The sequence below is a fragment of the Micromonospora sp. BS32 genome (genome assembly GCF_059089345.1).
In genome coordinates this window covers 234,239-254,929 of the sequence record NZ_JBSSHR010000003.1, presented here as the reverse complement: position 1 = coordinate 254,929, position 20,691 = coordinate 234,239, and the positions used below count along the sequence as shown (strand labels likewise).

The following is a 20,691-nucleotide window of genomic DNA, read 5'->3' as shown; positions in this document are numbered from 1 at the left end:
AGCAGCGTCAGGTGATCGCGCCGGGTCACGCGGACGAGGGGACCGGCTGCGGCGCGGACGAGGAGCGGTCCGGGAGGCCGCACGCCTCGTCCACCCGGACGAGCACCGCGCCGTCGTCGACCCCGACCCCGCGCATCAGGTCGATGGCGGTGGCCCGGATCTGGCCGACGATCATCACCACCGGCAGCGGCGGGTCGCGGCGCAGCAGGCCGGCGGCGATCCGGACAGCCTCCATCGCCGCGGCGTCGGCCCGCTCGGCGTACCGGGTCGCGTCCTCGCTGCCCCGCAGGTCGGTGGAGAGGGCGTCGGCGGCGGCGCGGACCGCGTCGCGCAGCGCCCGGATCGCGTCGCCCAGTTCCGTCGGCGTGCCGGTGCGTAGTCGGGTCAGGGTCACTGCGTTGCGGGCCAGTACCCGGATGTTGCGGACGGCGTAGTCGAGCTGTCGGCAGGTCGCCTCGACCTCCTCGATCTGGCCGAGGTGGCGACGCTTGCGGACCCGCAGCCGAAGCGACTCGCCGCAGGCCTCCACCGCAATCCGCAGTTCGTCCACGCAGCCGTCAAGCTCCCGGGCCCGGTCCAGCGCGGCGTCGGCGGCCGCCTCGTCGCCGCCGGCGAGCGCCTCGTCGAGCCGGCCGAGCAGGTCGGCCAGGTCGGCGAAGGTCTGCCGGGCCTGCGCCACCAGGGGGGCGAGCGGGTCGCGGGCGACCATCAGCTGGCTGGCGGCCAGGGCCACCGCGCCGCCGATCAGTGCGTCGACGAACCGGAACGGCAGCATGCTGCCCTTGGGGGCGGCGACCGCGACCAGGTAGAGCGCGGAGATCGCGGCCTGGATGGTCAGCGTGCTGCTCGCCCCCAGGGCCAGCATCACCCCGATGGTGAGCAGCAGCACGAGGAAGACCGTGCCGGTGCCCGGTTCGAGGGACTGCACCGCCAGGTCGGCGGCAAGGATCCCGGCGGCCACCCCGAGGACCATCTCGAGGGTCTGCCGGAGCCGTTTCCCGCGTGTCTCGCCGAGCACGATCAGCGCGGCGCTCGGTGCGAAGAACGGGTCCGGGTGGCCGATGACCTGGGCGGCGATGATCCAGGCGAGGGTCGCGGCGGCCGCCGCCTCCAGGGCCGGGACGGCGCCGCGCCGCAGCCGGTCGGCGGCCGACCGCATCCTGTCTCGCACGTGCCGCTGCCTCCGTGGTCGGTCCGGTCCACACCGGATTGCGATCTCCGGTGTCGACCGGTCCTAAGGGGGCCACTACCCGGACCGGTCGGGCCGGTAAACCCGCAGCTCGGCCGGCCGACCGGGGTGGATCGGCGGGCCCGGGGCGGCCCATCGAGGGTGCTCAGCGTCGCCCGGGCACGCCGGCGGCGGGGACCACCAGCGGGGTGCCGGTCACCGGGTCCGCCACGATCCGGCAGTCCAGCCCGAACACGTCCCGGACCAGGTCGGCGGTGATCACCGCGCGGGGATCGCCCTCGGCCACCACCCGGCCGTCGCGCAGGGCGATCAGGTAGGTGGCGTACCGGGCCGCGTGGTGCAGGTCGTGCAGGACCGCGACCAGGGTGCGGCCCTGTTCGGCGTGCAGCCGGGCGCAGAGGTCGAGCACCTCGACCTGGTGGGCCACGTCCAGCCAGGTGGTCGGCTCGTCGAGCAGCAGCAGCGGGGTCTCCTGGGCCAGTGCCATGGCGATCCAGACCCGTTGCCGCTGGCCGCCGGAGAGCCGGTCGACCGGCCGGTCGGCGAGGTCGGCCACGCCGGTGGCGGCCATTGACTGGGCGACCACCCGTTCGTCGGCCGGGGACCACTGCCGCAGCAGCCCCTGGTGCGGGTAGCGGCCCCGGGCCACCAGGTCGGCCACGGTGATCCCGTCCGGCGCCACCGCGGTCTGCGGCAGCAGGCCGAGGGTACGGGCCACCACCCGGGAGGGCAGGGTGTGGATGTCCCGCCCGTCCAGCAGCACCGTTCCCGCCCTCGGCCGCAGCGTCCGGGCCAGCGCGCGCAGCAGGGTGGACTTGCCGCACGCGTTGGGTCCGATCACCACGGTGAAGGACCGGTCCGGTACGGCGACCGTCAGCGCCTCGGCGACGACCCGCCGCTCGTACGCCAGGGTCAGCCCGTCCCCGCGCAGCCGTGTCTCCGTCGACATCGGACCTCCTCAGTTCCGTCCCGCCCGCCGCGCGGCGAGCAGCCACACCAGGTACGCCCCGCCGACCACGCCGGTGACCACCCCGACCGGCAGTTGGCGGTCGGCGAACGCCCGCTGCGCCAGCAGGTCGGCGGCGAGCAGCAGCACCGCGCCGTTGAGCGCCGAGGTCACCAGGTTCGGGCCGGGCGCCCGGGTGAGCCGGCGGGCCAGGTGCGGCGCGACGAGCGCGACGAACGACACCGGGCCGGCGGCGGCCGCGGCGGCGGAGGCGAGCAGCACCGCCGCGCCGAGCAGTGCCTGCCGTACCCGGTCGACGGGCACGCCCAGCGCGGTGGCGGTGTCGTCGCCGAGTTCGACGGCGGTCAGCGCCCGGGCCCGGCCGAGCAGCACCGGGCCCAGCGCCGCCAGGGCCAGCAGCAGCGGCCCGGCCTGCTGCCAGCCGCGCCCGTCGAGGCTGCCGGTGAGCCAGAGCACCGCCCGGGCGGCGTCCATCAGGGACGACCGCGTGAGCAGCCAGCCGTTGACCCCGGTGAGCACGGCCGAGACGCCGATGCCGACCAGGATCAGCCGGTGGCCGGTCAGCCCGCGGGCACCGGTGACGGCGCGGATCAGCAGGCCGGCGGCGGTGCCGCCGGCCAGCGCGGCGGCGGAGAGCGCCAGGCTGCCGCCGCCGGTGACCACCACGATCAGCGCGCCGGTCGCCGCGCCCTGGGTGATGCCGAGCACGTCGGGGCTGCCCAGCGGGTTGCGTAGCAGTGTCTGGACGACCGCGCCGGAGAGCGCCAGCGCGGCGCCCGCGGCCAGCGCGGTGACCAGCCGGGGCAGCCGCAGTTCCCCGACGATGAATTGCTCCGCCGGGCTGCCGCGCCCGGCCAGGGTGCGCAGCACGTCGGCGGGGCTAATCGGGTAGTCGCCGCCGCCGACGGCGAGCACGCCGAGCGCGACGGCCAGCAGTGCGGCGGCGGTGCCGACCACCAGCGGGCGGGCGCGCCAGCGCAGTGAGTGGCCGGCCCGGGTGCGCAGCACCGTCATCGTCGGGCCACCAGCCGCAGGAAGAGCGGCCCGCCGAGGACCGCGGTGACCAGTCCGACCTGGAGTTCGCCGGGTCGGCCCAGCACCCGGCCGGCCACGTCGGCGCCGAGCAGCAGGGTGGGCGCGAACACCGCGCAGCCGGGCAGCAGCCAGCGCAGGTCGGGTCCGGTGAGCGCGCGGACCAGGTGCGGCACCAGCAGTCCGACGAAGACGATCGGCCCGCACGCGGCGGTGGCGGCGCCGCAGAGCAGGGTGACGGCGACCACCGCCGCGGCCCGGACCAGCGCCGGCCGGGCGCCGAGCGCCCGGGCCGCGTCGTCGCCGAGGGCCAGCGCGTTGAGCGGGCGCGCGGCGGCCAGGCCGACGACCAGGCCGGCCAGCACGAAGGGTGCCACGGTACGCGCGGTGGCGAACTCGGCGCCGGCCAGCGAGCCGACCGTCCAGAACCGCAGCCGGTCGAGCGAGGCCGCGTCGAGCAGCATGACCGCGCTGACGTACGAGTAGAGCACTGCGTTGAGCGCCGCGCCGGCCAGCGCCAGCCGTTCCGGGGTGGCCCGGCGTCCACCGGCGACGGCGTGCACGCCCACGGTGACCACCACCGCGCCGAGCAGGGCGTACCAGATCCAGCCGGCGGTGGTGTCGACGCCGAGCAGCGCGGTGGCGGTGGCGACCGCGGCGGACGCGCCGGCGTTGACGCCGAGCAGGCCCGGGTCGGCCAGCGGGTTGCGGGTGAGCGTCTGCATGAGCGCCCCGGCGACCCCGAGGGCGGCGCCGGCGAGCACGCCGAGCAGCGTGCGGGGCAGCCGCATCCGGTACACCACCGGGTGGTCGGGGGAGGCGGCGGAGATCAGGCCGTGCCAGGCCTCGGTGGGGGAGAGGTGTCTGGCGCCGATCGCGATGCTGAGCACGGTGACGGCGAGGAGCAGCAGGAGGCCGGCGGCGAGGCCGGCGGCCCGTACGCCGGATCGGCCGCCCCGGCGCGGTGGCGGCGCTGACGGCGGCGCGTCGGCGGTGGCGGTGACGGACAGTGTCGGCTCCACTCTGGGCAGAAACGGCGCGGGTGTTCTTGACTCGAAGTTAGGTTAGGTTAACCTAACTTCGCCGTCCCGGGCCAGCATGGTCCGGGCATGATCGAAAGACGTCACCATGCCTGTTTCCGCCTCCGCTCACCGTCTCTCCCGCCGGGGTCTGCTCGCCGCCGGTGGAGGTGCCGCCCTGGCCGCGCTCCTCGCCGGCTGCGGCGGCTCCTCCGACGCCACGGGCAGCGCCAAGGGACCAACCGGCCCGTGGTCGTTCACCGACGACCGCAACCGGAAGGTCGAGGCGGCCGCGGTGCCGACGCGGGTCGTCGCCTTCACCGGGGTCGCCGCCGCGCTGATCGATTTCGGCCTGGACGCCCAACTGGTCGGCGTCTTCGGAGAGACCACCAGCGGCGACGGCTCGGCCGAGCCGCAGGCCGGCGACCTCGACGTGGACCGGGTGACCGTGCTCGGCAACGTGTGGGGCGAGTTCAACCTGGAGAAGTACGCCGCACTCCGCCCGGAGCTGCTGGTCACCCACATGTACGACCCCGACGCCCTCTGGTACGTGCCCGACGAGAGCCGCGACAAGATCCTGGCGCTGGCGCCCACCGCGGTGGTCACCACCGCCCGCGTGCCGATGACCCGGCCGATCGCCCGCTACGCCGAGCTGGCCGCCGCCCTCGGCGCGGACCTGACCGCGAAGAAGGTCACCGACGCCAGGGCCCGCTTCGAGGCCGCCGCCGAGTCGGTCCGCCAGGCGGTGCGGGCGAACCCCGGCATCCGGGTGCTCGCCGCCTCCGGCAGCCCCGACCTGTTCTACGTCTCCAACCCGAAGGTCAGCACCGACCTGATGTACTTCGCCGAGCTGGGCGTCGACGTCGTGGTGCCGAACAAGCTCTCCGGCGGCGATTACTTCGAGAGCCTCAGCTGGGAGAACGCCGGCAAGTTCCCGGCCGACCTGATCCTGCTGGACAACCGCTCCACCGCGTTGCAGCCCAAGGACCTGGCCGGCCGGCCCACCTGGCGGGAGCTGCCCGCCGTCCGGGCCGGCCAGGTCACCGGCTGGGACGCCGTGCCCCGCTTCTCGTACGCCGGGGCGGCGCCGCTGCTGGAGAACCTGGCCACCGCCATCCGGACCGCCCGGCGGCTGGGGTGACGACCGCCGCCGCCCCGGCCGCCGTGCGCTACCGCTTCCACCGGGCGCGGGTACGGCACACCCGACGGGTCGGTGCCTCGCTGATCCGGGTCACCTTCGACGGCGACGAGCTGGCTGGCTTCGCCGGCGGCGGGCGGGACCAGAGCGTCTCGCTCTTCCTGCCCCACCCCGGCCAGCTGGCGCCCGTCGTCCCGCTCGACTTCGACGACGACTGGTACGCCCGCTGGCGGGCCCTCGACCCGGCGGTGCGCGCGGTGATGCGGTCGTACACGATCAGTGCCCAGCGGCCGGAGGCGGCCGAGGTGGACGTCGACTTCGTCCACCATGGCGACACCGGGCCCGCCTCACGCTGGGCCGCCCGGGCCCGCCCCGGCGACCGGGTCGCGCTGCTCGGGCCGGCGGTGCCCGACGAGCGGGGCGTCCGCTTCCAGCCGCCGCCCGGCACCGACCACGTGCTGCTCGTCGCCGACGAGACGGCGCTGCCCGCCGCCGCCGGGATCCTGGCCTGGCTGCCCCCGGGCACCCGGGTGCAGAGCTGGATCGAGGTCCCCGACGCCGGCGACATCCGGGAGCTGCCCACCGCGGCCGACGCAGAGGTGCACTGGCTGGTGCGGGGGAGCACCCCGCCCGGCAGCGGCCTGCTGGTGGCCGCGATCCGCGCCGCCCGGCTCCCCACCGGCAGCCCGTACACCTGGATCGCCGGGGAGGCCGCGACCGTGCGGTCGGTCCGCCGGCACCTGGTCGCCGAGCGCGGCCTGGACCGGCGGCGGATCACCTTCGCCGGCTACTGGCGGCGCGGCGTCTCGGAGGAGCAGTTGCGCGTCGAGGCGTCCCGCTGAGCGCGCCCATGGCCGGGGGACGCCGAGGCCAGGGTGGTCTCAGGCGGCCTCGGCGGCGGCGCGGGAGCGGCGCTGCGGCAGGGTCGACATGGCGTGCGGCTCCTCGTCCCGGCGCTCGGCCTCGACCTCAGCCTCGGTCTCGGCCTCGGTGTCGGAGAAAGGCGCGGCGCCGGAGACGACCAGCGCCCGCTCGGCGTTGCGCGCGGCCTGGCAGGGCCACTCCTGGTGGTCGCAGAGCAGGCTGTCGCAGTGCCCGGTCTCGTCCGGCTGGTGGGCCTCGACCACCTCGGCGGCGAGCCGCCACAGGAGCGGGTCGGTCACCCCGGCGGGCGGCTGCGGTCGGTCGTTCTCGGACACGGTCTCCCCCTCTGTCGTCACCTGGGCAAACTCTCCACCCGGGCGGTCCGGTAAACCCCCGGCGGCGTGGTGATCGCCACGTCTTACGGTTCGGCGGCGCCCGTTGCGGGGCACGATGACCGGATGACACCGAATCTGGCGGCGCGGGCGCACCGGCGCGTGGCTGATCAGAGGCCGGTGCCCAGGTCGGCGTGACGGGTTTGCCGGGATGCGGGCGGGGCATCCCGCCGCCATGGACCTTGACGGAGGTGACTGACATGGTGAACAGGCCCGGTGGCCGGGCGACCGCCGCGTCGCCCGTACGACGTGCCGCGCAGGCGGCCGGTGTGGTCTTCCTGCTGGTCGGAATCCTCGGTTTCATCCCCGGTATCACCAGCAACTACGACACGATGATGTTCGCGGGGCACGAGTCGGAGGCGAAGCTGCTCGGGCTCTTCCAGGTGTCGGTCCTGCACAACATCGTGCACCTGCTCTACGGCGTCGCCGGGCTCGCGCTGTCCCGCACCGTCTCGGGTGCGCGCGCGTATCTGATCGGCGGTGGCGTCATCTACCTGGTGCTCTGGCTCTACGGACTGGTCATCGGCTACGACAGCGCCGCCAACTTCGTGCCGCTCAACAATGCGGACAACTGGCTGCACCTGCTGCTGGGCATCGGCATGATCGCCCTGGGCGTGCTGCTCACCCGCCGACCGGCCACCGGTCGCCGGCGCTGACCGCGCCTGCTCCGTCCACGACGCCGCGACCTCCCGGTCGCGGCGTCGTCTGTGATCCACGCCGCTGGCGCCTTGCCTATGCAACTCGTTGCATAGCAGGATGCCGGCATGGCCCTCGAACACGCGATCCTGGTCTCCCTGCTGGAGCGGCCCGCGTCCGGATACGAGCTGGCCCGTCGCTTCGACCGCTCCATCGGCCGCTTCTGGACCGCCACTCACCAGCAGATCTACCGGGTGCTCAAGCGGATGGAGGCCGACGGCTGGGTCACCGCCGAGGAGGTCGGGCAGGACGGCCGGCCCGACAAGCGGTGCTGGTCCGCCGCGCCCGCCGGCCGCGAGGCGCTGGCCGGCTGGCTGCGCGCCCCGGTCCAGCCCGAGGCCGTCCGGCACGAGCTGGCCGTCAAGATCCGCGGCGCCGCCTTCGCCGACCCGGCCGGGCGCGCCGCCCTGATCGCCGAGGTCGAGCGCTACCGCGCCGACCACCGGGCCGTCCTCGCCAGTTACCTGGCCGGCGAGCGCCGCGACTTCCCCGACCCCGCCGACCCGGACGCCCGCGCCGCCCTCCAGCACGTGGTGCTGCGCGGCGGCATCGCGTACGAGCGGATGGTGCTCGACTGGCTCGACGACGTCCTGACCACCCTGCGCGACCTCGACCGCTGACCACCACCCCCGAGGAAGGGACCACCCCATGGCCGGCTCGCCCCTGCTCAACCCCCGCACCTACGACCCCGCCCACCTCGATGCCGAGTCCCGCCGGCTGCTGCGCGCCACCGTCGACTGGTTCGAGGCCCGGGGCAAGAAGTCCCTGGTGGACAGCTACAACGACCACTCCTGGTACGGCGACTTCCTGGACTTCGCCGCCAAGGAGGGGCTCTTCGCGGCGTTCTGCACCCCGGCCGCCGAGGGCGGTGGGGACCCCGCCAAGCGCTGGGACACCGCACGCAACGCCGCGCTCAGCGAGGTGCTCGGCTTCTACGGCCTCGGCTACTGGTACACCTGGCAGGTCACCGTCCTCGGCCTCGGACCGGTCTGGCAGAGCGACAACGCCGCCGCCCGGGCGCGCGCCGCCGCGCTGCTCGACGAGGGGCACGTGATGGCGTTCGGTCTCTCCGAGCGCAGCCACGGCGCCGACATCTACTCCACCGACATGCTGCTCACCCCGGACGGCGACGGCGGTTTCCGGGCCACCGGCGGCAAGTACTACATCGGCAACGGCAACGTCGCGGGCCTGGTGTCGGTCTTCGGCCGCCGCGCCGACGTCGAGGGACCCGACGGGTACGTCTTCTTCGCCGCCGACAGCCGGCACCCCGCGTACCACCTGGTGCGCAACGTGGTGAACGCGCAGATGTACGTCAGCGAGTTCCGGCTGGAGGACTACCCGGTGCGCGCCGAGGACGTGCTGCACACCGGGAAGGCCGCCTTCGACGCCGCGCTCAACACGGTCAACGTCGGCAAGTTCAACCTCTGCACCGCCTCCATCGGCATCTGTGAGCACGCCATGTACGAGGCGGTCACCCACGCCCACCAGCGGGTGCTCTACGGCCGGCGGGTCACCGACTTCCCGCACGTACGCCGGGAGCTGACCGACGCGTACGCCCGGCTGGCGGCGATGAAGCTGTTCAGCGACCGGGCGGTCGACTACTTCCGCTCGGCCGGCCCGGACGACCGCCGGTACCTGCTGTTCAACCCGATGACCAAGATGAAGGTGACCACCGAGGGCGAGAAGGTCGTCGACCTGCTCTGGGACGTCATCGCCGCCAAGGGCTTCGAGGCGGACACCTACTTCGACAAGGCGGCCCGGGACATCCGTGGCCTGCCGAAGCTCGAGGGCACCGTGCACGTCAACCTGGCCCTGATCCTGAAGTTCATGGCCAACTACCTGTTCCGTCCGGACGACTTCCCGCCGGTGCCCACCCGGCACGATCCGGCCGACGACGAGTTCCTGTTCCGGCAGGGCCCGGCCCGCGGCCTCGGCGCGATCCGCTTCCACGACTGGCGGGCCGCGTACGACGCGCACGCCCAGGTGTCGAACGTGGCCCGGTTCCGGGAGCAGGCCGACGGGCTCTGCGCCCTGCTCGCCGCGCACGCCCCCACCGAGGACCAGCAGCGCGACCTGGACTTCCTGCTCGCCCTCGGTCAGCTCTTCGCGCTGGTCGTCTACGGCCAGCTGATCCTGGAGCAGGCCGAGCTGACCGGCCTCGACGCCGACCTGCTCGACGAGATCTTCGACGTGCTGGTCCGCGACTTCTCCGGGCACGCCACCGAGCTGCACGGCAAGCCGACCGCCACCGAGGAGCAGGCCGCCTGGGCGCTCACCCAGGTCCGCCGGCCGGTCGCCGACCCGCAGCGCACGGCCAGGGTCTGGGCCCAGGTCGAGGCGCTCTCCGGCGCGTACGAGATGAATCCCTGACGCGGCGGTGACCGCGACCATTCGCGGACCGGTGGCGGGGCGGGGATCCCCGGCTCCGCCACCCGCCGCGAACGGGGTGGCTCACGCCTCGCCCGGCGCGGCGCGGACCGGCGCGGGCGGTCGCGCCGGGGCGGGCCGGCGGTCGGTGGCCCCCCGCCCGGCCCAGGCGGTGGTGAGCAGGAACAGCGCCGCGATGTAGGTGACCATCACCAGCATCCCCCGCCCCGGGAACTGCGCGCCGGCCGCACCCAGCCCGATCAGCAGGTCGGAGGCGAGGAAGAGCGCCCCACCGACCGCCGCCCGCCGGGAGACCCCGGCCGCGGCGGCTGCCATCAGGCTCAGCGCCAGGCTGTAGCCGAGCACCGGCAGCCGCAGGTCACCCAGCCGGCCCCAGAGCAGCGCGTTCGCCCCGGCCCAGAGGGCAAGGTAGCCGGCGAAGACCGCCGCCGGCGCCCGCCGGTGCCGCAGGAACGCGGTCAGGAAGCAGACCTGGGTGCCGAGGAAGCAGCCCATCCCGGCCAGGAACGCGGTGTCGCCGGGCAGCAGCAGGGCCACGTCGCCCGCCGTCGCGCACACCAGCCCGGTGGCCACCAGGTCCCACCGCCGGCGTACGGCCAGCAGCCGTACCAGCAGCAGCGGGGCGAGCAGCGGCTTGGCCGCCCACTGGAGGGCGGGCGCCTCCAGCGCGACGCCGACCAGCTCGACGGCGACGGCCGCCCCGAAGAGCGCCGGCCAGAGTCGCCTCATCGGGCGGGCTGCCAGCCGGGCCGGCCGAAGACGTGCCCCAGCCGGTGCCGCCACGAGCTGGCCCGGCGCACGTCGGCCCAGATCGCGGCGTACTCGTGGGTGGCCACCCGCAGCGGGTTGTAGGTGGTGATGTTCTTCGTCAGCCCGTACCGGACCGTGGCGCGTTCCGGCTCGAAGCTGGCGAAGAGCCGGTCCCAGACGATCAGGATGCCGCCGTAGTTGCGGTCCAGGTATTCCGCGTTGGCGCCGTGGTGGACCCGGTGGTGCGACGGCGTGTTGAAGATCCACTCGATCGGCCGGGGGAGCAGGGTGATCCGCTCGGTGTGCAGGAAGAACTGGTAAAGCAGGCTGATCGACTGCTGGAGGAAGATCATCCACGGCGGGATGCCGAGCAGGGCCAGCGGGAGCCAGAACGGCAGCGAGGTCATCGGCGTCCAGCTCTGCCGCAGTGCGGTGGAGAGGTTGAAGAACTGGCTGGAGTGGTGCACCACGTGGCTGGCCCAGAAGAGGCGTACCTCGTGGTGGGTGCGGTGGAACCAGTAGTACGCCAGGTCGTCGGCGAAGAAGAGCAGCACCCAGGTCCAGGCGCTGGTGGGGGAGAGGTGCACCGGCGCCACCGTCCAGAGCGCGGCGTAGAGGCCGATGGTGAGCAGCTTCCACGGGAAGCCGATGAGCTGACTGCCGGCGCCCATGGAGAGGCTGGTGGTGGTGTCGCGCAGTTCGTAGCCGCGTTCGTCGTCGTCCGGCGCGAACCGGTACGACAGCGCCTCGACGATGATGAGCAGCAGGAACGCCGGTACGGCGTAGAGCACGGCGGGGATCATGCTCGGCATTCCCTTCCGGGTGGGGTGGCGGGGGTGGTGAGGTCGGCGGTGAGCAGCGTGTGCGCCTGCGCGGCGGCGGCGTCGCCCCGCCCGTCGGCGATCGCCTCGGCCAGCCGGCGGTGCCCGGCGACGTCGAGCAGTTCGGCGGCGCGTCGCTGCGGCGGCACCTCGCCCACGGCCACCGCCCCGGCCACCAGGCTGTTGAACGCCAGCAGGTAGGCGGTGTTGCCGGAGCCGTCCACGATGTGCCGCCAGAGCGCGATGTTGGCCGCGCCCATCGCGTGCAGGTCGGGGGCGAGGGCGGCGTACTCCTCGACCGTGGTCGTGACGGTGTGCCGAAGCGCGGGGGTGGCCCGGTCGGCGCAGAGCCGGGCGGCGTCGACGCCGACGCAGGCCCGCATCTCCATCATGTCCCGTACCAGGTTGTCGACGGGCAGCACGTCGCCGGACTGGGTCAGGGACAGGGCCAGGTCGAGGCCCGCGTGCACCCGCCAGTCGAGCACCCGGGTGGCGCCGCCCTGGCTGATCCGTAGCAGGCCGAGCTGTTGCAGGCGGCGCAGCGCCTCCCGCACGGCGTGCCGGTTGACCGCGAACGCGGCGGCCAGTTCGCGCTCGCCGGGCAGTGGGTCGTCCGCCCGGTAGCGCCCGCTGACGATGGCGTCGCGGAGCTGGCCGAAGACGTGGTCGGAGACGGAGCTGCGGGGCACGGGTACGAAGGCCACGGCAGCAGTGTGGCGGCGAACACATCAACCGGTCAACTGGTTGGACCAGTTTTTCGTACCGAAGAAAGGGCGGCCGGGTCGTCACGACCCGGCCGCCCCCGGCAAGCCTCAGCCCCTGCCGCGCTCCGCCCGGTAGCGGCGGATCAGCGCCGCCGTCGACGAGTCCACGTCCGACAGGTCCGGCGCGTCGCCGGTCAGCTTCGGCGCGAGCTGGTTGGCCATCACCTTGCCCAGCTCCACGCCCCACTGGTCGAACGGGTTGATGTCCCAGATCGCGCCCTCGGTGAAGACGATGTGCTCGTAGAGGGCGATCAGCTGGCCCAGCGTCGCCGGGGTGAGCTTCGGCGCGATGATCGAGGTGGTCGGGTGGTTGCCCGGCATCACCCGGTGCGGCACCACGTCGGCCTTCGTCCCCTCGGCCTCCACCTGCTCCTTCGTCCGGCCGAACGCCAGCGCGGCGGTCTGGGCGAAGAAGTTCGACATGAACAGGTCGTGCATCTCGCCCAGGTCGTGGTTGGGCTGGCTGAACCCGATGAAGTCCGCCGGGATCAGCAGGGTGCCCTGGTGGATCAGCTGGTAGAAGGCGTGCTGGCCGTTGGTGCCCGGCTCGCCCCAGAAGATCTCGCCGGTCGGGTGGTCGACCGCGGTGCCGTCCAGCGTCACCGACTTGCCGTTGCTCTCCATGGTCAACTGCTGCAGGTACGCCGGGAACCGGTGCAGGTACTGCGAGTACGGCAGCACGGCGTGGGTCTGCGCCCCGAGGAAGTCGACGTACCAGACGTTGAGCAGGCCGAGCAGCGCCGGGACGTTGCGCTCCACCGGCGTGGTCCGGAAGTGCTCGTCCACGGCGTGGTAGCCGGCCAGCAGCTCCCGGAACCGCTCCGGGCCGATCGCCAGCATCACCGACAGGCCGACCGCCGAGGGAAGCGAGTACCGGCCGCCCACCCAGTCCCAGAAGCCGAACATGTTCTCCGGGTCGATGCCGAAGTCCGTCACCCGCTGGGCGTTGGTGCTGACCGCGACGAAGTGCTTCGCGATCGCCGCGTCGTCGTCGGCGTCCAGCCCGCAGAGCAGCCACATCTTCGCCTGGTTGGCGTTGGCCAGCGTCTCCTGGGTGGAGAAGGTCTTCGAGACCACCACGAACAGGGTGGTCGCCGGGTCCAGGTCGTGGGTCTTGTCGTGGATGTCGGTCGGGTCGATGTTCGACACGAACCGGCAGCTGATCCCGGCGTCCCGGTACGCCTTGAGCGCCTCGTACGCCATCACCGGCCCGAGGTCGGAGCCGCCGATGCCGATGTTGACCACCGTGGTGATCCGCTCGCCGGTGTGGCCGCGCCACTGGCCGGAGCGGACCCGCTCGGCGAACGCCGCCATCCGGTCCAGCACCCGGTGCACGTCGGCGACCACGTCCTGGCCGTCCACGCTCAGCGACGCGTCCCGCGGCAGCCGCAGCGCGGTGTGCAGCACCGCCCGGTCCTCGGTGGAGTTGATGTGCTCCCCGGCGAACATCGCGGCGATCCGGTCGGTCAGCCGGACCCGCGCGGCCAGCGCGGTGAGCAACCCCAGCGTCTCGTCGGTGACCAGGTTCTTGCTGTAGTCGACGTGCAGGTCGGCGACCTCGCCGGTGAGCCGCTCGCCGCGCTGCGGGTCGGCCGCGAACAGCTCCCGCAGATGGGTGGCGCGGATCGTCTCGGCGTGCTTGCGCAGCGCCTGCCATTCGTCGGTGCCGGTCACACTCGCAGCCATCGGGTCGATCTTCTCCTTCACGACGGTTCGCCGGCCCGCGCGTCCTCGCTCCTGCCGCGCCGGCCCGCCGTCCAGCCTGCCACCCGGGGCCGACCCGCGCGACGCGACGCGGCGGACCCGTCCCGACGGGTGGGCGACGACACGCCCCTGCGACACCTGTACGACACGCCGATCACCGCGGGACATCGCGCGATCGCTGAACGTAAGCTCGCCGGGAGTTCCCGCCCTTCGTCCCGGGAGGACCCATGGCCACGGTCATCGGCCCGCGCCGCTCGTCCGACGAAAACGCCCCGTCATACGACGACGATGACGTCGACGAGCTGAGCCTGCCGGAGCTGGAGGACGGCGGCTGGATGCACCACGCCACCGAGTTCGCGCACACCAGCTTCCGGTCCGTGGCCCGCCGGCTGCCCCGCCTGGTCCGCGAGGCGGTCGCGCTGGCGTGGGCCACCAACCGGCGGGACACCCTCGCCGCGATCGGGCTGAATCTGGCCGCGGGCGTGTTGACCACCCTCGGCCTGCTCGCCACCACCGGGGTGCTGCGCGAGCTCTTCGCCGCCGGGCCGACGCCCGACCGGGTCCGGGCCGCCCTGCCGGCACTGGCGCTGGCCGCCCTCGCGGTCACCGCCAGGGGCGCCCTGACGGTCGTCGCCGGCTGGGCGCAGGCACGGCTGATCCCGCAGATCAACTACGCGGTCGAGCTGCGGCTCTTCGAGGCCACCACGGCCGTCGAGCTGGCCGCGTTCGACGACGCCGGCTTCGCCGAGGAGATGGACCGGGTGCGCGACCGGGGCATGGCCGAGGCGGCGTCCATCGTGGACCATACCGTCAACCTGATCACCGGGGTGGTCGGCGTGCTGGCCACCGCCGCCGCGGTGGCCGTGATCCAGCCGGTGCTGCTGCCCTGCCTGCTGCTCGCCGCGGTCCCCGAGGCGGTCACCGCGGTCAAGATGGCCCGCCGGCAGTACCTCGCCATGCTGGCCCGGATCACCCGCCGGCGGCGGCTGTGGATGCTCGCCCACCTGATGGCCAACCGGCGCACCGCCGCCGAGGTCCGGGCGTACCAGATGCGGGGTTTTTTGCTCGCCGAGTTCCGCCGGACGATGACCGGGGAGACCCGCGCCCAGCTCCGCCTGGCCCGGGCCCAGACCGCCACCCGGGCGGTCGGCATGTCCGTCGGCGGCCTCGCCGCCTTCGGGGTGTACGCCGTCCTCGGTGGGCTGCTGCTGGCCGGGACGGTGGCGCTGGCCGCCGCGGCCACCGCCCTGCTCGCGCTCCAGTCCGCCCGGTCCAGCCTCGGCATGGCCGTCTACGCCACCAACAACCTCTACGAGGACGCCCTCTACTACCAGGACTACCGGGACTTCCTCGACCGGGCGCGGGCCCGGATCAGCGCCGGGCAGGGACGGCCGGCGACCGGGTTCGACGCGATCGAGCTGGACCGGGTCAGCCTCCGCTACCCGGACACCGACGCCCCGGCGGTGGACGAGGTCAGCCTCACCGTACGCCGGGGCGAGGTGGTCGCCCTGGTCGGCGAGAACGGCTCCGGCAAGACCACCCTGGCCAAGCTGATCGCCGGCCTCTACCGCCCCACTGGCGGGGTGATCCGGTGGGACGGCGTGGACGCCGCCGAGCTGGACCCGGTGCAGACCGCCGCCCAGGTGGCGGTGATGACCCAGGACTGGTGGAGGTTTCCCTTCACCGCCGGTCAGAACATCCGCATCGGCCGGCACGACCGCCCCGCCGGCCATCCCGGCCCGACCGTCGAGGACGCCGCCCGCTCCGCCGCCGCGCACGACATGATCGCCGATCTGCCCTTCGGCTACGACACCCTGCTCGACCGGGAGTTCAAGAACGGCCACGACCTCTCCGGCGGCCAGTGGCAGCGGCTGGTCGCCGCCCGCGGGCTCTACCGCGACGCCCGGCTGCTGATCTGCGACGAACCCTCCGCCGCCCTCGACGCCAGGGCCGAGCACGCGCTCTTTCAGCACCTGCGCCGCCGCCCCGACCGGGCGGTCGTCCTGATCACCCACCGGCTGGCCAACGTCCGGCACGCCGACCAGATCTTCGTGCTGGACCACGGCCGGCTCGTCCAGCACGGCAACCACGATCAGCTGATGGCGGTCGGCGGGCTCTACCGGGAGCTGTTCGCGCTCCAGGCCAGCGGTTACCTGGCCGCCACCGGCCCGGAATCCGGTGGCGTTCCGACCGGATGACCGGCCGGCGCGGGTCAGGCCGGGGCCAGCTCGCCGGCCCGTCGAGTCGCGAGCAGCGGCTCGGCGAGGACCACCAGGAGTGCCGTCACGGTCACCAGCCCGCCCAGTGCGAACGATCCCTGCGCGCCGACCGTGGGTAGCGCCAGCCCGCCGACCAGCGCGCCGAGCGCCACACCCACGTTGAAGGTCGCCGAGTTCGCCGCGAAGCCCAGCTCCGTACGGCCGGGCGCCACCACCAGGATGCGGGCCTGGGTGGCCACGAAGACCGGTGCCGCCGACGCGCCCAGCACGGCCAGCAACCCGACCACCGCCCAGCGGGCGCCGGTGGCCAGCGGCAGGCCGAGCAGCGCCGTGGCCTGCCCGCCGACGGTCAGCGCCAGTGTGCCCCGAGGGAACCGGTCCACCAGCCGCCCCGCCAGCGCCACCCCGACGATCCCCGCCAGCCCGAAGACGAACAGCAGCACCGCGACCGACCCGTCGGCGAAGCCCGCCCGGGTGAGCAACTCGGTCACGTAGGTGAACCCGGCGAACATGCCGGTCACCGAGAGCGCGGTGGTCAGCAGTACCACCGCGAAGCGTCCCCGGTCGGGTGCCGAGGCGTACGCGCCGTGGCTGGCCTCGGGTGGCGTGGTCGGCAGCAGCGCGGCGACCGTGACCAGGGCGGCGACCGCGGCGACCGTGAGCACCACCAGCGGCGCGCGCCAGCCCTCCCGTTGGCCGAGCCAGGTGCCGGCCGGCACGCCCGCGACGGTGGCCAGCGAGCCACCGATCGACATCACCGCGACCACCCGGCCGCGCACGGCCGGGCGGAACAGCCCGACCGCCGCCGGTGCGGCGACGGCCCAGAACAGGGCCTGGGCGAGCGCGGTGGCGATCCGGGCGCCGAGCAGCACCGGGTACGACGCGGCGACGACCGAGACCGTGGTGGCCGCCGCGAGCACGGCGAGCACGCCGCCGAGCAGGTGACGGCGGGGGACGGCCCGGGTCAGCTGGGCAAGCGGCAGCGAGACGAGCGCCACGGTGAGCCCGTACCAGGAGACCAGCCGGCCGACGGCGGCGGCCGGGACGTCCAGGTCTGCGGAGATCAGCGGCAGCAGCCCGATCGGCAGGTTCTCGGTGGTGTTGAAGGCGAAGGCGGAGAGAGCCAGCGCCAGCAGGACGCTCACCCGGCGTGCGGAGGTGACCATGCGCGACGCTCCTTCCCGGGCGGCTGCGCCGCCCTGGGCCGACCCGTGGAAGCCTAGGCGGCCGTCGTCGATCCGTCCGGCCCGGACATCGAAAGTTTCGGAGATCGGCCCCGCGTCTCCGCTTCCAGGCGGCCGGTCCGCGGCGGTGGACGGCGAATCAAGACATCGATGAACGTTGAGTTTTTCGAGATGTTTCGATAGCGTCACTGGCCGGAACCCCTCGACCTCTGCGGTGGCGGTCGAGTGACGGCGACGGGCCGGCGTGGCCTCCGGGCGACCACGCGAGGGCCCTGCCGGCCACCGCATTCGGGCGACGGTCGGGGTGGCGCATCCCCCCACCCGTTCTCCGAAAGGCGACTGCCATGAACCACGTACGCGCCCGCGGCAGTGGGCGTTTGACGACTGCACCGCGGCTGCGTGCCGCACTGGTCTCGATCGCCACGGGCGCCGTCGCCCTCGGCGCCACCGTCGCCGTCGCGTCCAGCGCCAGCGCCGGGGCGACGCTCGCCACCTCGGCCGCCGAGCAGGGCCGCTACTTCGGCACCGCGGTCGCGGCCTACAAGCTCTCCGACTCCGCCTACGTGGGCATCCTGAACCGCGAGTTCAACATGGTGACCCCCGAGAACGAGATGAAGTGGGACGCCACCGAACCGACGCAGGGCCAGTTCTCCTACACCAGCGCCGACCGGATCGTCAGTCACGCCCAGGCCAACGGCATGCGCATCCGTGGGCACGCCCTGGCCTGGCACTCCCAGCAGCCCGGCTGGGCGCAGAACCTCAGTGGCAGCGCGCTGCGCTCCGCGATGGTCAACCACGTCACCCAGGTGGCCGGCCACTACCAGGGCAAGATCTACGCCTGGGACGTGGTGAACGAGGCGTTCGCCGACGGCGGCAGCGGCGCACGCCGCGACTCCAACCTCCAGCGCACCGGCAACGACTGGATCGAGGTGGCGTTCCGTACCGCGCGGGCCGCCGACCCGGGCGCGAAGCTCTGCTACAACGACTACAACACCGACGGGCAGAACGCGAAGAGCAACGCGGTGTACGCCATGGTGCAGGACTTCAGGTCCCGGGGCGTGCCGATCGACTGCGTCGGCTTCCAGTCGCACTTCAACAGCGCCTCGCCGGTGCCGTCCGACTACCAGGCCAACCTCCAGCGCTTCGCCAACCTCGGGGTCGACGTGCAGATCACCGAGTTGGACATCGAGGGTTCCGGCAGCACCCAGGCCGACAACTACGCCCGGGTCACCCGGGCCTGCCTCGCCGTCTCCCGGTGCACCGGCATCTCCGTCTGGGGCATCCGGGACACCGACTCCTGGCGGGCCAGCGGCACGCCGCTGCTCTTCGACGGCAACGGCAACAAGAAGCCGGCGTACACCGCCACCCTCGACGCCCTCAACGCCGGCGGCAGCACCACGCCGCCCACCACTGCGCCGCCGACCACGACCCCGCCCACCACGCCGCCGCCGACCACCGCCCCACCGACCACGACCCCGCCGACCACGCCGCCCCCGAGCGGCGGCGGCTGCACCGCGTCCGTCTCGCTCCAGTCCTGGACCGGCGGCTTCGTCGCCACGGTCCGGGTCACCGTCGGCCCGGCCGGCCTGAAGGGGTGGACGGTCGGCCTGACCCTGCCCTCGGGCGCGACCGTCACCAACACCTGGAACGCGCAGAACACCGGCACCTCCGGCAGCGTCACGTTCCGCAACCTCAGCTACAACGGCGCCGTCGGCGCCGGCGGCAGCACGGAGTTCGGGTTCCAGGGCACCGGCGTCGGGCCCTCCGCCATGCCGAGCTGCGCGGCCGCCTGACGACGTCCCCCCGGCGCGGCACGTGCCGCGCCGGGGGGACCCGCCGGAGGTTGACCTCGAGTGCACTCGAAAGCCTAGGTTGCCTCGCATCGCGCGGGCGCGGGGCCGGCGCTGATCCACAGGAGGCAGGACCGTGCGCTATCGCGTCCTCGGCGGCACCGGCATCGAGGTGAGTGTCCACGCGCTGGGCACCATGATGTTCGGGGCGGTCGGCAATCCCGACCACGACGATTGCGTCCGGATCGTCCACGCCGCCCTCGACCGGGGGATCAACCTGGTCGACACGGCGGACATGTACTCCGCCGGGGAGTCCGAGGTGATCGTCGGCAAGGCGCTGCGCGGCCGACGCGACGACGTGGTGCTCGCGACCAAGGTGCACTTCCCGATGGGGGAGGGACCCAACCGGGGCGGCAACTCCCGGCGCTGGATCGTCCGGGCGGTGGAGGAGAGCCTGCGCCGGCTCGACACCGACTGGATCGACCTCTACCAGGTGCACCGCCCCGACCACACCACCGACGTGGAGGAGACCCTCGGCGCGCTGACCGACCTGGTCCGGGCCGGAAAGATCCGCGCCTTCGGCTGCTCGACGTTCCCGGCCGAGGAGATCGTCGAGGCGCACCAGGTGGCCGAGCGCCGGGCGTTGGGTCGATTCCGCACCGAGCAACCGCCGTACTCACTGATCGCCCGGGGGATCGAGACCGCGGTGCTGCCGGTCTGCCAGCGGTACGGCATGGGCGTCCTGGTCTGGAGCCCGCTGGCCTCGGGGTTCCTCTCCGGCCGGTACCGGGCCGGCCAGGACGTCGACCTGACCACCGGCCGCCCGGCGCTCACCCCGGCCCGCTTCGACCCGACGCTGCCCGGCAACGCCGCCAAGTTCCAGGCGCTGACCGAACTGGCCGCGCTGGCCGACGAGGTCGGCTGCACGCTGCCCGAGCTGGCGGTGGCCTTCACCGTGGCGCACCCGGCGGTCACCTCGGCCCTGCTCGGTCCGCGCACCATGGCGCAGCTCGACAGCCTGCTCGGCGGGTCCGCGCTGGTCCTCGACGACGCGATCCTGGACCGGATCGACGAGATCGTGCCGCCCGGCGTCAACCTCTACCAGCCGGACGGCGCCTGGCGCCCGCCGGTGCTCACCGACCCGGCCCGCCGGCGCCGGCCACTCGGCGAGCGCGCGGCCGCCTGACCCGAGACGCTGTCGTCATCGACGCCCCGGCCACCGGCGGTCGCCGCGCCACCCGCGTGATCGACGCCGCTGGTCAGGGCCGGCGGGCGAAGAAGTCGGCCATGGCCCGCGTGTGGGTGGAGAAAGCCAACTCGACCGGCTCGGTGAGGACCAGCCACTCGGTGGCCTCCTCGGTCGGTGCGGACGGCGGGAGCCCCTCGGCCGGGCGCTCCGGCAGCTCGCCGAAGATCATGATGGTGCCGCCGGCCGGGGCGCCGTGCACGGCGAAGAGCCTCGCCTCGTCGGCCACCCCGATCAGGCCGGTCTCCTCGCGCAGCTCCCGCACCAGCGCGTCGGCCCACTCCTCGCCGTACTCGATGAAGCCGCCGGGGAGCGCGAGCAGGCCGCGCGCCGGCTCGATGTCCCGGCGGACCACCACCAGGCCGAGCCCGGCCTCCGTACGCACCGGCAGCAGCGCGACCGCCACCGGCAGCGGGTTGCGCCACACCGTCTCGCCGCAGACCGCGCAGATCCGCGGCCAGCCGGCGCCCGCCGGGTAGGTGGCGCCGCAGAACGAGCAGTGCGAGTACGGAGAGCCGGTCATGTCGC

19 protein-coding genes are annotated in these 20,691 nt (G+C 73.8%); 8 read left to right on the top strand and 11 right to left on the bottom strand.

Annotated elements, in window-relative coordinates; translation table 11 throughout:
• Positions 1-25 precede the first annotated feature (25 nt).
• From AC5RWQ_RS06705 to AC5RWQ_RS06690, 4 genes are all read right to left on the bottom strand, one after another.
• Positions 26-1,171: an FUSC family protein gene (locus tag AC5RWQ_RS06705; RefSeq protein WP_494281854.1), complete on the bottom strand. Its 1,146-nt coding sequence runs from the start codon at positions 1,169-1,171 to the stop codon at positions 26-28.
• Between the two features lie 163 nt (positions 1,172-1,334).
• The gene (locus tag AC5RWQ_RS06700; RefSeq protein WP_494281853.1) at positions 1,335-2,138 is read right to left on the bottom strand and encodes an ABC transporter ATP-binding protein; all 804 of its coding nucleotides are present in this window, start codon (positions 2,136-2,138) and stop codon (positions 1,335-1,337) included.
• Positions 2,139-2,147: 9 nt separating this feature from the next.
• Positions 2,148-3,170 carry a FecCD family ABC transporter permease gene (locus tag AC5RWQ_RS06695; protein ID WP_494281852.1) on the bottom strand — a complete coding sequence of 341 codons (1,023 nt, stop codon included), beginning with the start codon at positions 3,168-3,170 and terminating at the stop codon, positions 2,148-2,150.
• Positions 3,167-4,219 carry a FecCD family ABC transporter permease gene (locus AC5RWQ_RS06690; protein ID WP_494282032.1) on the bottom strand — a complete coding sequence of 351 codons (1,053 nt, stop codon included), beginning with the start codon at positions 4,217-4,219 and terminating at the stop codon, positions 3,167-3,169. Before AC5RWQ_RS06690 ends, AC5RWQ_RS06695 begins: the two co-directional genes overlap by 4 nt.
• A 97-nt stretch (positions 4,220-4,316) precedes the next feature.
• On the opposite strand from AC5RWQ_RS06690, the gene AC5RWQ_RS06685 reads away from it, so the two are divergent.
• Both AC5RWQ_RS06685 and AC5RWQ_RS06680 read left to right on the top strand, forming a co-directional pair.
• A complete protein-coding gene (locus tag AC5RWQ_RS06685; RefSeq protein WP_494281851.1) occupies positions 4,317-5,348 on the top strand; it encodes an ABC transporter substrate-binding protein in 1,032 nt (343 codons plus the stop codon).
• Complete coding sequence (locus AC5RWQ_RS06680) at positions 5,345-6,187, top strand: siderophore-interacting protein (protein WP_494281850.1); 843 nt, start codon at positions 5,345-5,347, stop codon at positions 6,185-6,187. The genes AC5RWQ_RS06685 and AC5RWQ_RS06680 overlap by 4 nt, the downstream gene beginning before the upstream one ends.
• A 39-nt stretch (positions 6,188-6,226) precedes the next feature.
• On the opposite strand, the gene AC5RWQ_RS06675 is transcribed toward AC5RWQ_RS06680, so the two are convergent.
• Positions 6,227-6,544, bottom strand: coding sequence for a hypothetical protein (locus AC5RWQ_RS06675; RefSeq protein ID WP_494281849.1), 318 nt, complete (start codon positions 6,542-6,544; stop codon positions 6,227-6,229).
• A 257-nt stretch (positions 6,545-6,801) separates the two neighbouring features.
• Here AC5RWQ_RS06675 and AC5RWQ_RS06670 point away from each other — a divergent pair, with 257 nt between their 5' ends.
• From AC5RWQ_RS06670 to AC5RWQ_RS06660, 3 genes are all read left to right on the top strand, one after another.
• Positions 6,802-7,257 carry a DUF4383 domain-containing protein gene (locus tag AC5RWQ_RS06670; RefSeq protein WP_494281848.1) on the top strand — a complete coding sequence of 152 codons (456 nt, stop codon included), beginning with the start codon at positions 6,802-6,804 and terminating at the stop codon, positions 7,255-7,257.
• A gap of 108 nt (positions 7,258-7,365) precedes the next feature.
• The gene (locus AC5RWQ_RS06665) at positions 7,366-7,917 is read left to right on the top strand and encodes a PadR family transcriptional regulator (RefSeq protein ID WP_334483374.1); all 552 of its coding nucleotides are present in this window, start codon (positions 7,366-7,368) and stop codon (positions 7,915-7,917) included.
• Positions 7,918-7,945: 28 nt separating this feature from the next.
• Positions 7,946-9,667, top strand: a complete 1,722-nt coding sequence (locus AC5RWQ_RS06660; protein ID WP_494281847.1) for an acyl-CoA dehydrogenase family protein — start codon at positions 7,946-7,948, stop codon at positions 9,665-9,667.
• A gap of 81 nt (positions 9,668-9,748) precedes the next feature.
• Here AC5RWQ_RS06660 and AC5RWQ_RS06655 read toward each other — a convergent pair whose 3' ends face one another.
• The 4 genes from AC5RWQ_RS06655 to pgi form a co-directional block, all read right to left on the bottom strand.
• Positions 9,749-10,414 (bottom strand): lysoplasmalogenase family protein, encoded by a 666-nt coding sequence (locus AC5RWQ_RS06655; protein ID WP_494281846.1) that lies wholly within the window; start codon positions 10,412-10,414, stop codon positions 9,749-9,751.
• Complete coding sequence (locus tag AC5RWQ_RS06650; protein ID WP_494281845.1) at positions 10,411-11,238, bottom strand: sterol desaturase family protein; 828 nt, start codon at positions 11,236-11,238, stop codon at positions 10,411-10,413. Before AC5RWQ_RS06650 ends, AC5RWQ_RS06655 begins: the two co-directional genes overlap by 4 nt.
• Positions 11,235-11,960, bottom strand: a complete 726-nt coding sequence (locus AC5RWQ_RS06645; RefSeq protein WP_494281844.1) for a FadR/GntR family transcriptional regulator — start codon at positions 11,958-11,960, stop codon at positions 11,235-11,237. The genes AC5RWQ_RS06650 and AC5RWQ_RS06645 overlap by 4 nt, the downstream gene beginning before the upstream one ends.
• 108 nt (positions 11,961-12,068) lie before the next feature.
• A complete protein-coding gene (pgi, locus tag AC5RWQ_RS06640; RefSeq protein ID WP_494281843.1) occupies positions 12,069-13,706 on the bottom strand; it encodes a glucose-6-phosphate isomerase in 1,638 nt (545 codons plus the stop codon).
• 245 nt (positions 13,707-13,951) lie between these two features.
• Here pgi and AC5RWQ_RS06635 point away from each other — a divergent pair, with 245 nt between their 5' ends.
• Complete coding sequence (locus AC5RWQ_RS06635) at positions 13,952-15,922, top strand: ABC transporter ATP-binding protein (RefSeq protein ID WP_494281842.1); 1,971 nt, start codon at positions 13,952-13,954, stop codon at positions 15,920-15,922.
• A 14-nt stretch (positions 15,923-15,936) separates the two neighbouring features.
• Here AC5RWQ_RS06635 and AC5RWQ_RS06630 read toward each other — a convergent pair whose 3' ends face one another.
• Positions 15,937-17,109 (bottom strand): MFS transporter, encoded by a 1,173-nt coding sequence (locus tag AC5RWQ_RS06630; RefSeq protein ID WP_494281841.1) that lies wholly within the window; start codon positions 17,107-17,109, stop codon positions 15,937-15,939.
• 362 nt (positions 17,110-17,471) lie between these two features.
• On the opposite strand from AC5RWQ_RS06630, the gene AC5RWQ_RS06625 reads away from it, so the two are divergent.
• A complete protein-coding gene (locus AC5RWQ_RS06625) occupies positions 17,472-18,920 on the top strand; it encodes a glycoside hydrolase family 10 protein (RefSeq protein WP_494281840.1) in 1,449 nt (482 codons plus the stop codon).
• Between the two features lie 133 nt (positions 18,921-19,053).
• Complete coding sequence (locus AC5RWQ_RS06620) at positions 19,054-20,103, top strand: aldo/keto reductase (RefSeq protein ID WP_494281839.1); 1,050 nt, start codon at positions 19,054-19,056, stop codon at positions 20,101-20,103.
• Between the two features lie 73 nt (positions 20,104-20,176).
• Here the strand turns inward: AC5RWQ_RS06620 and AC5RWQ_RS06615 are convergent, their stop codons facing one another.
• Complete coding sequence (locus tag AC5RWQ_RS06615) at positions 20,177-20,686, bottom strand: NUDIX domain-containing protein (RefSeq protein ID WP_494281838.1); 510 nt, start codon at positions 20,684-20,686, stop codon at positions 20,177-20,179.
• Positions 20,687-20,691 lie beyond the last annotated feature (5 nt).

Bases quoted from the DNA above. Each gene is read 5' to 3' on its own strand.
- AC5RWQ_RS06700 (WP_494281853.1), bottom strand. From the start codon at position 2,138: ATGTCGACGGAGACACGGCTGCGCGGGGACGGGCTGACCCTGGCGTAC.
- AC5RWQ_RS06695 (WP_494281852.1), bottom strand. From the start codon at position 3,170: ATGACGGTGCTGCGCACCCGGGCCGGCCACTCACTGCGCTGGCGCGCC.
- AC5RWQ_RS06685 (WP_494281851.1), top strand. From the start codon at position 4,317: ATGCCTGTTTCCGCCTCCGCTCACCGTCTCTCCCGCCGGGGTCTGCTC.
- AC5RWQ_RS06670 (WP_494281848.1), top strand. From the start codon at position 6,802: ATGGTGAACAGGCCCGGTGGCCGGGCGACCGCCGCGTCGCCCGTACGA.
- AC5RWQ_RS06665 (WP_334483374.1), top strand. From the start codon at position 7,366: ATGGCCCTCGAACACGCGATCCTGGTCTCCCTGCTGGAGCGGCCCGCG.
- AC5RWQ_RS06660 (WP_494281847.1), top strand. From the start codon at position 7,946: ATGGCCGGCTCGCCCCTGCTCAACCCCCGCACCTACGACCCCGCCCAC.
- AC5RWQ_RS06655 (WP_494281846.1), bottom strand. From the start codon at position 10,414: ATGAGGCGACTCTGGCCGGCGCTCTTCGGGGCGGCCGTCGCCGTCGAG.
- AC5RWQ_RS06650 (WP_494281845.1), bottom strand. From the start codon at position 11,238: ATGATCCCCGCCGTGCTCTACGCCGTACCGGCGTTCCTGCTGCTCATC.
- pgi (WP_494281843.1), bottom strand. From the start codon at position 13,706: ATGGCTGCGAGTGTGACCGGCACCGACGAATGGCAGGCGCTGCGCAAG.
- AC5RWQ_RS06635 (WP_494281842.1), top strand. From the start codon at position 13,952: ATGGCCACGGTCATCGGCCCGCGCCGCTCGTCCGACGAAAACGCCCCG.
- AC5RWQ_RS06630 (WP_494281841.1), bottom strand. From the start codon at position 17,109: ATGGTCACCTCCGCACGCCGGGTGAGCGTCCTGCTGGCGCTGGCTCTC.
- AC5RWQ_RS06625 (WP_494281840.1), top strand. From the start codon at position 17,472: ATGAACCACGTACGCGCCCGCGGCAGTGGGCGTTTGACGACTGCACCG.
- AC5RWQ_RS06615 (WP_494281838.1), bottom strand. From the start codon at position 20,686: ATGACCGGCTCTCCGTACTCGCACTGCTCGTTCTGCGGCGCCACCTAC.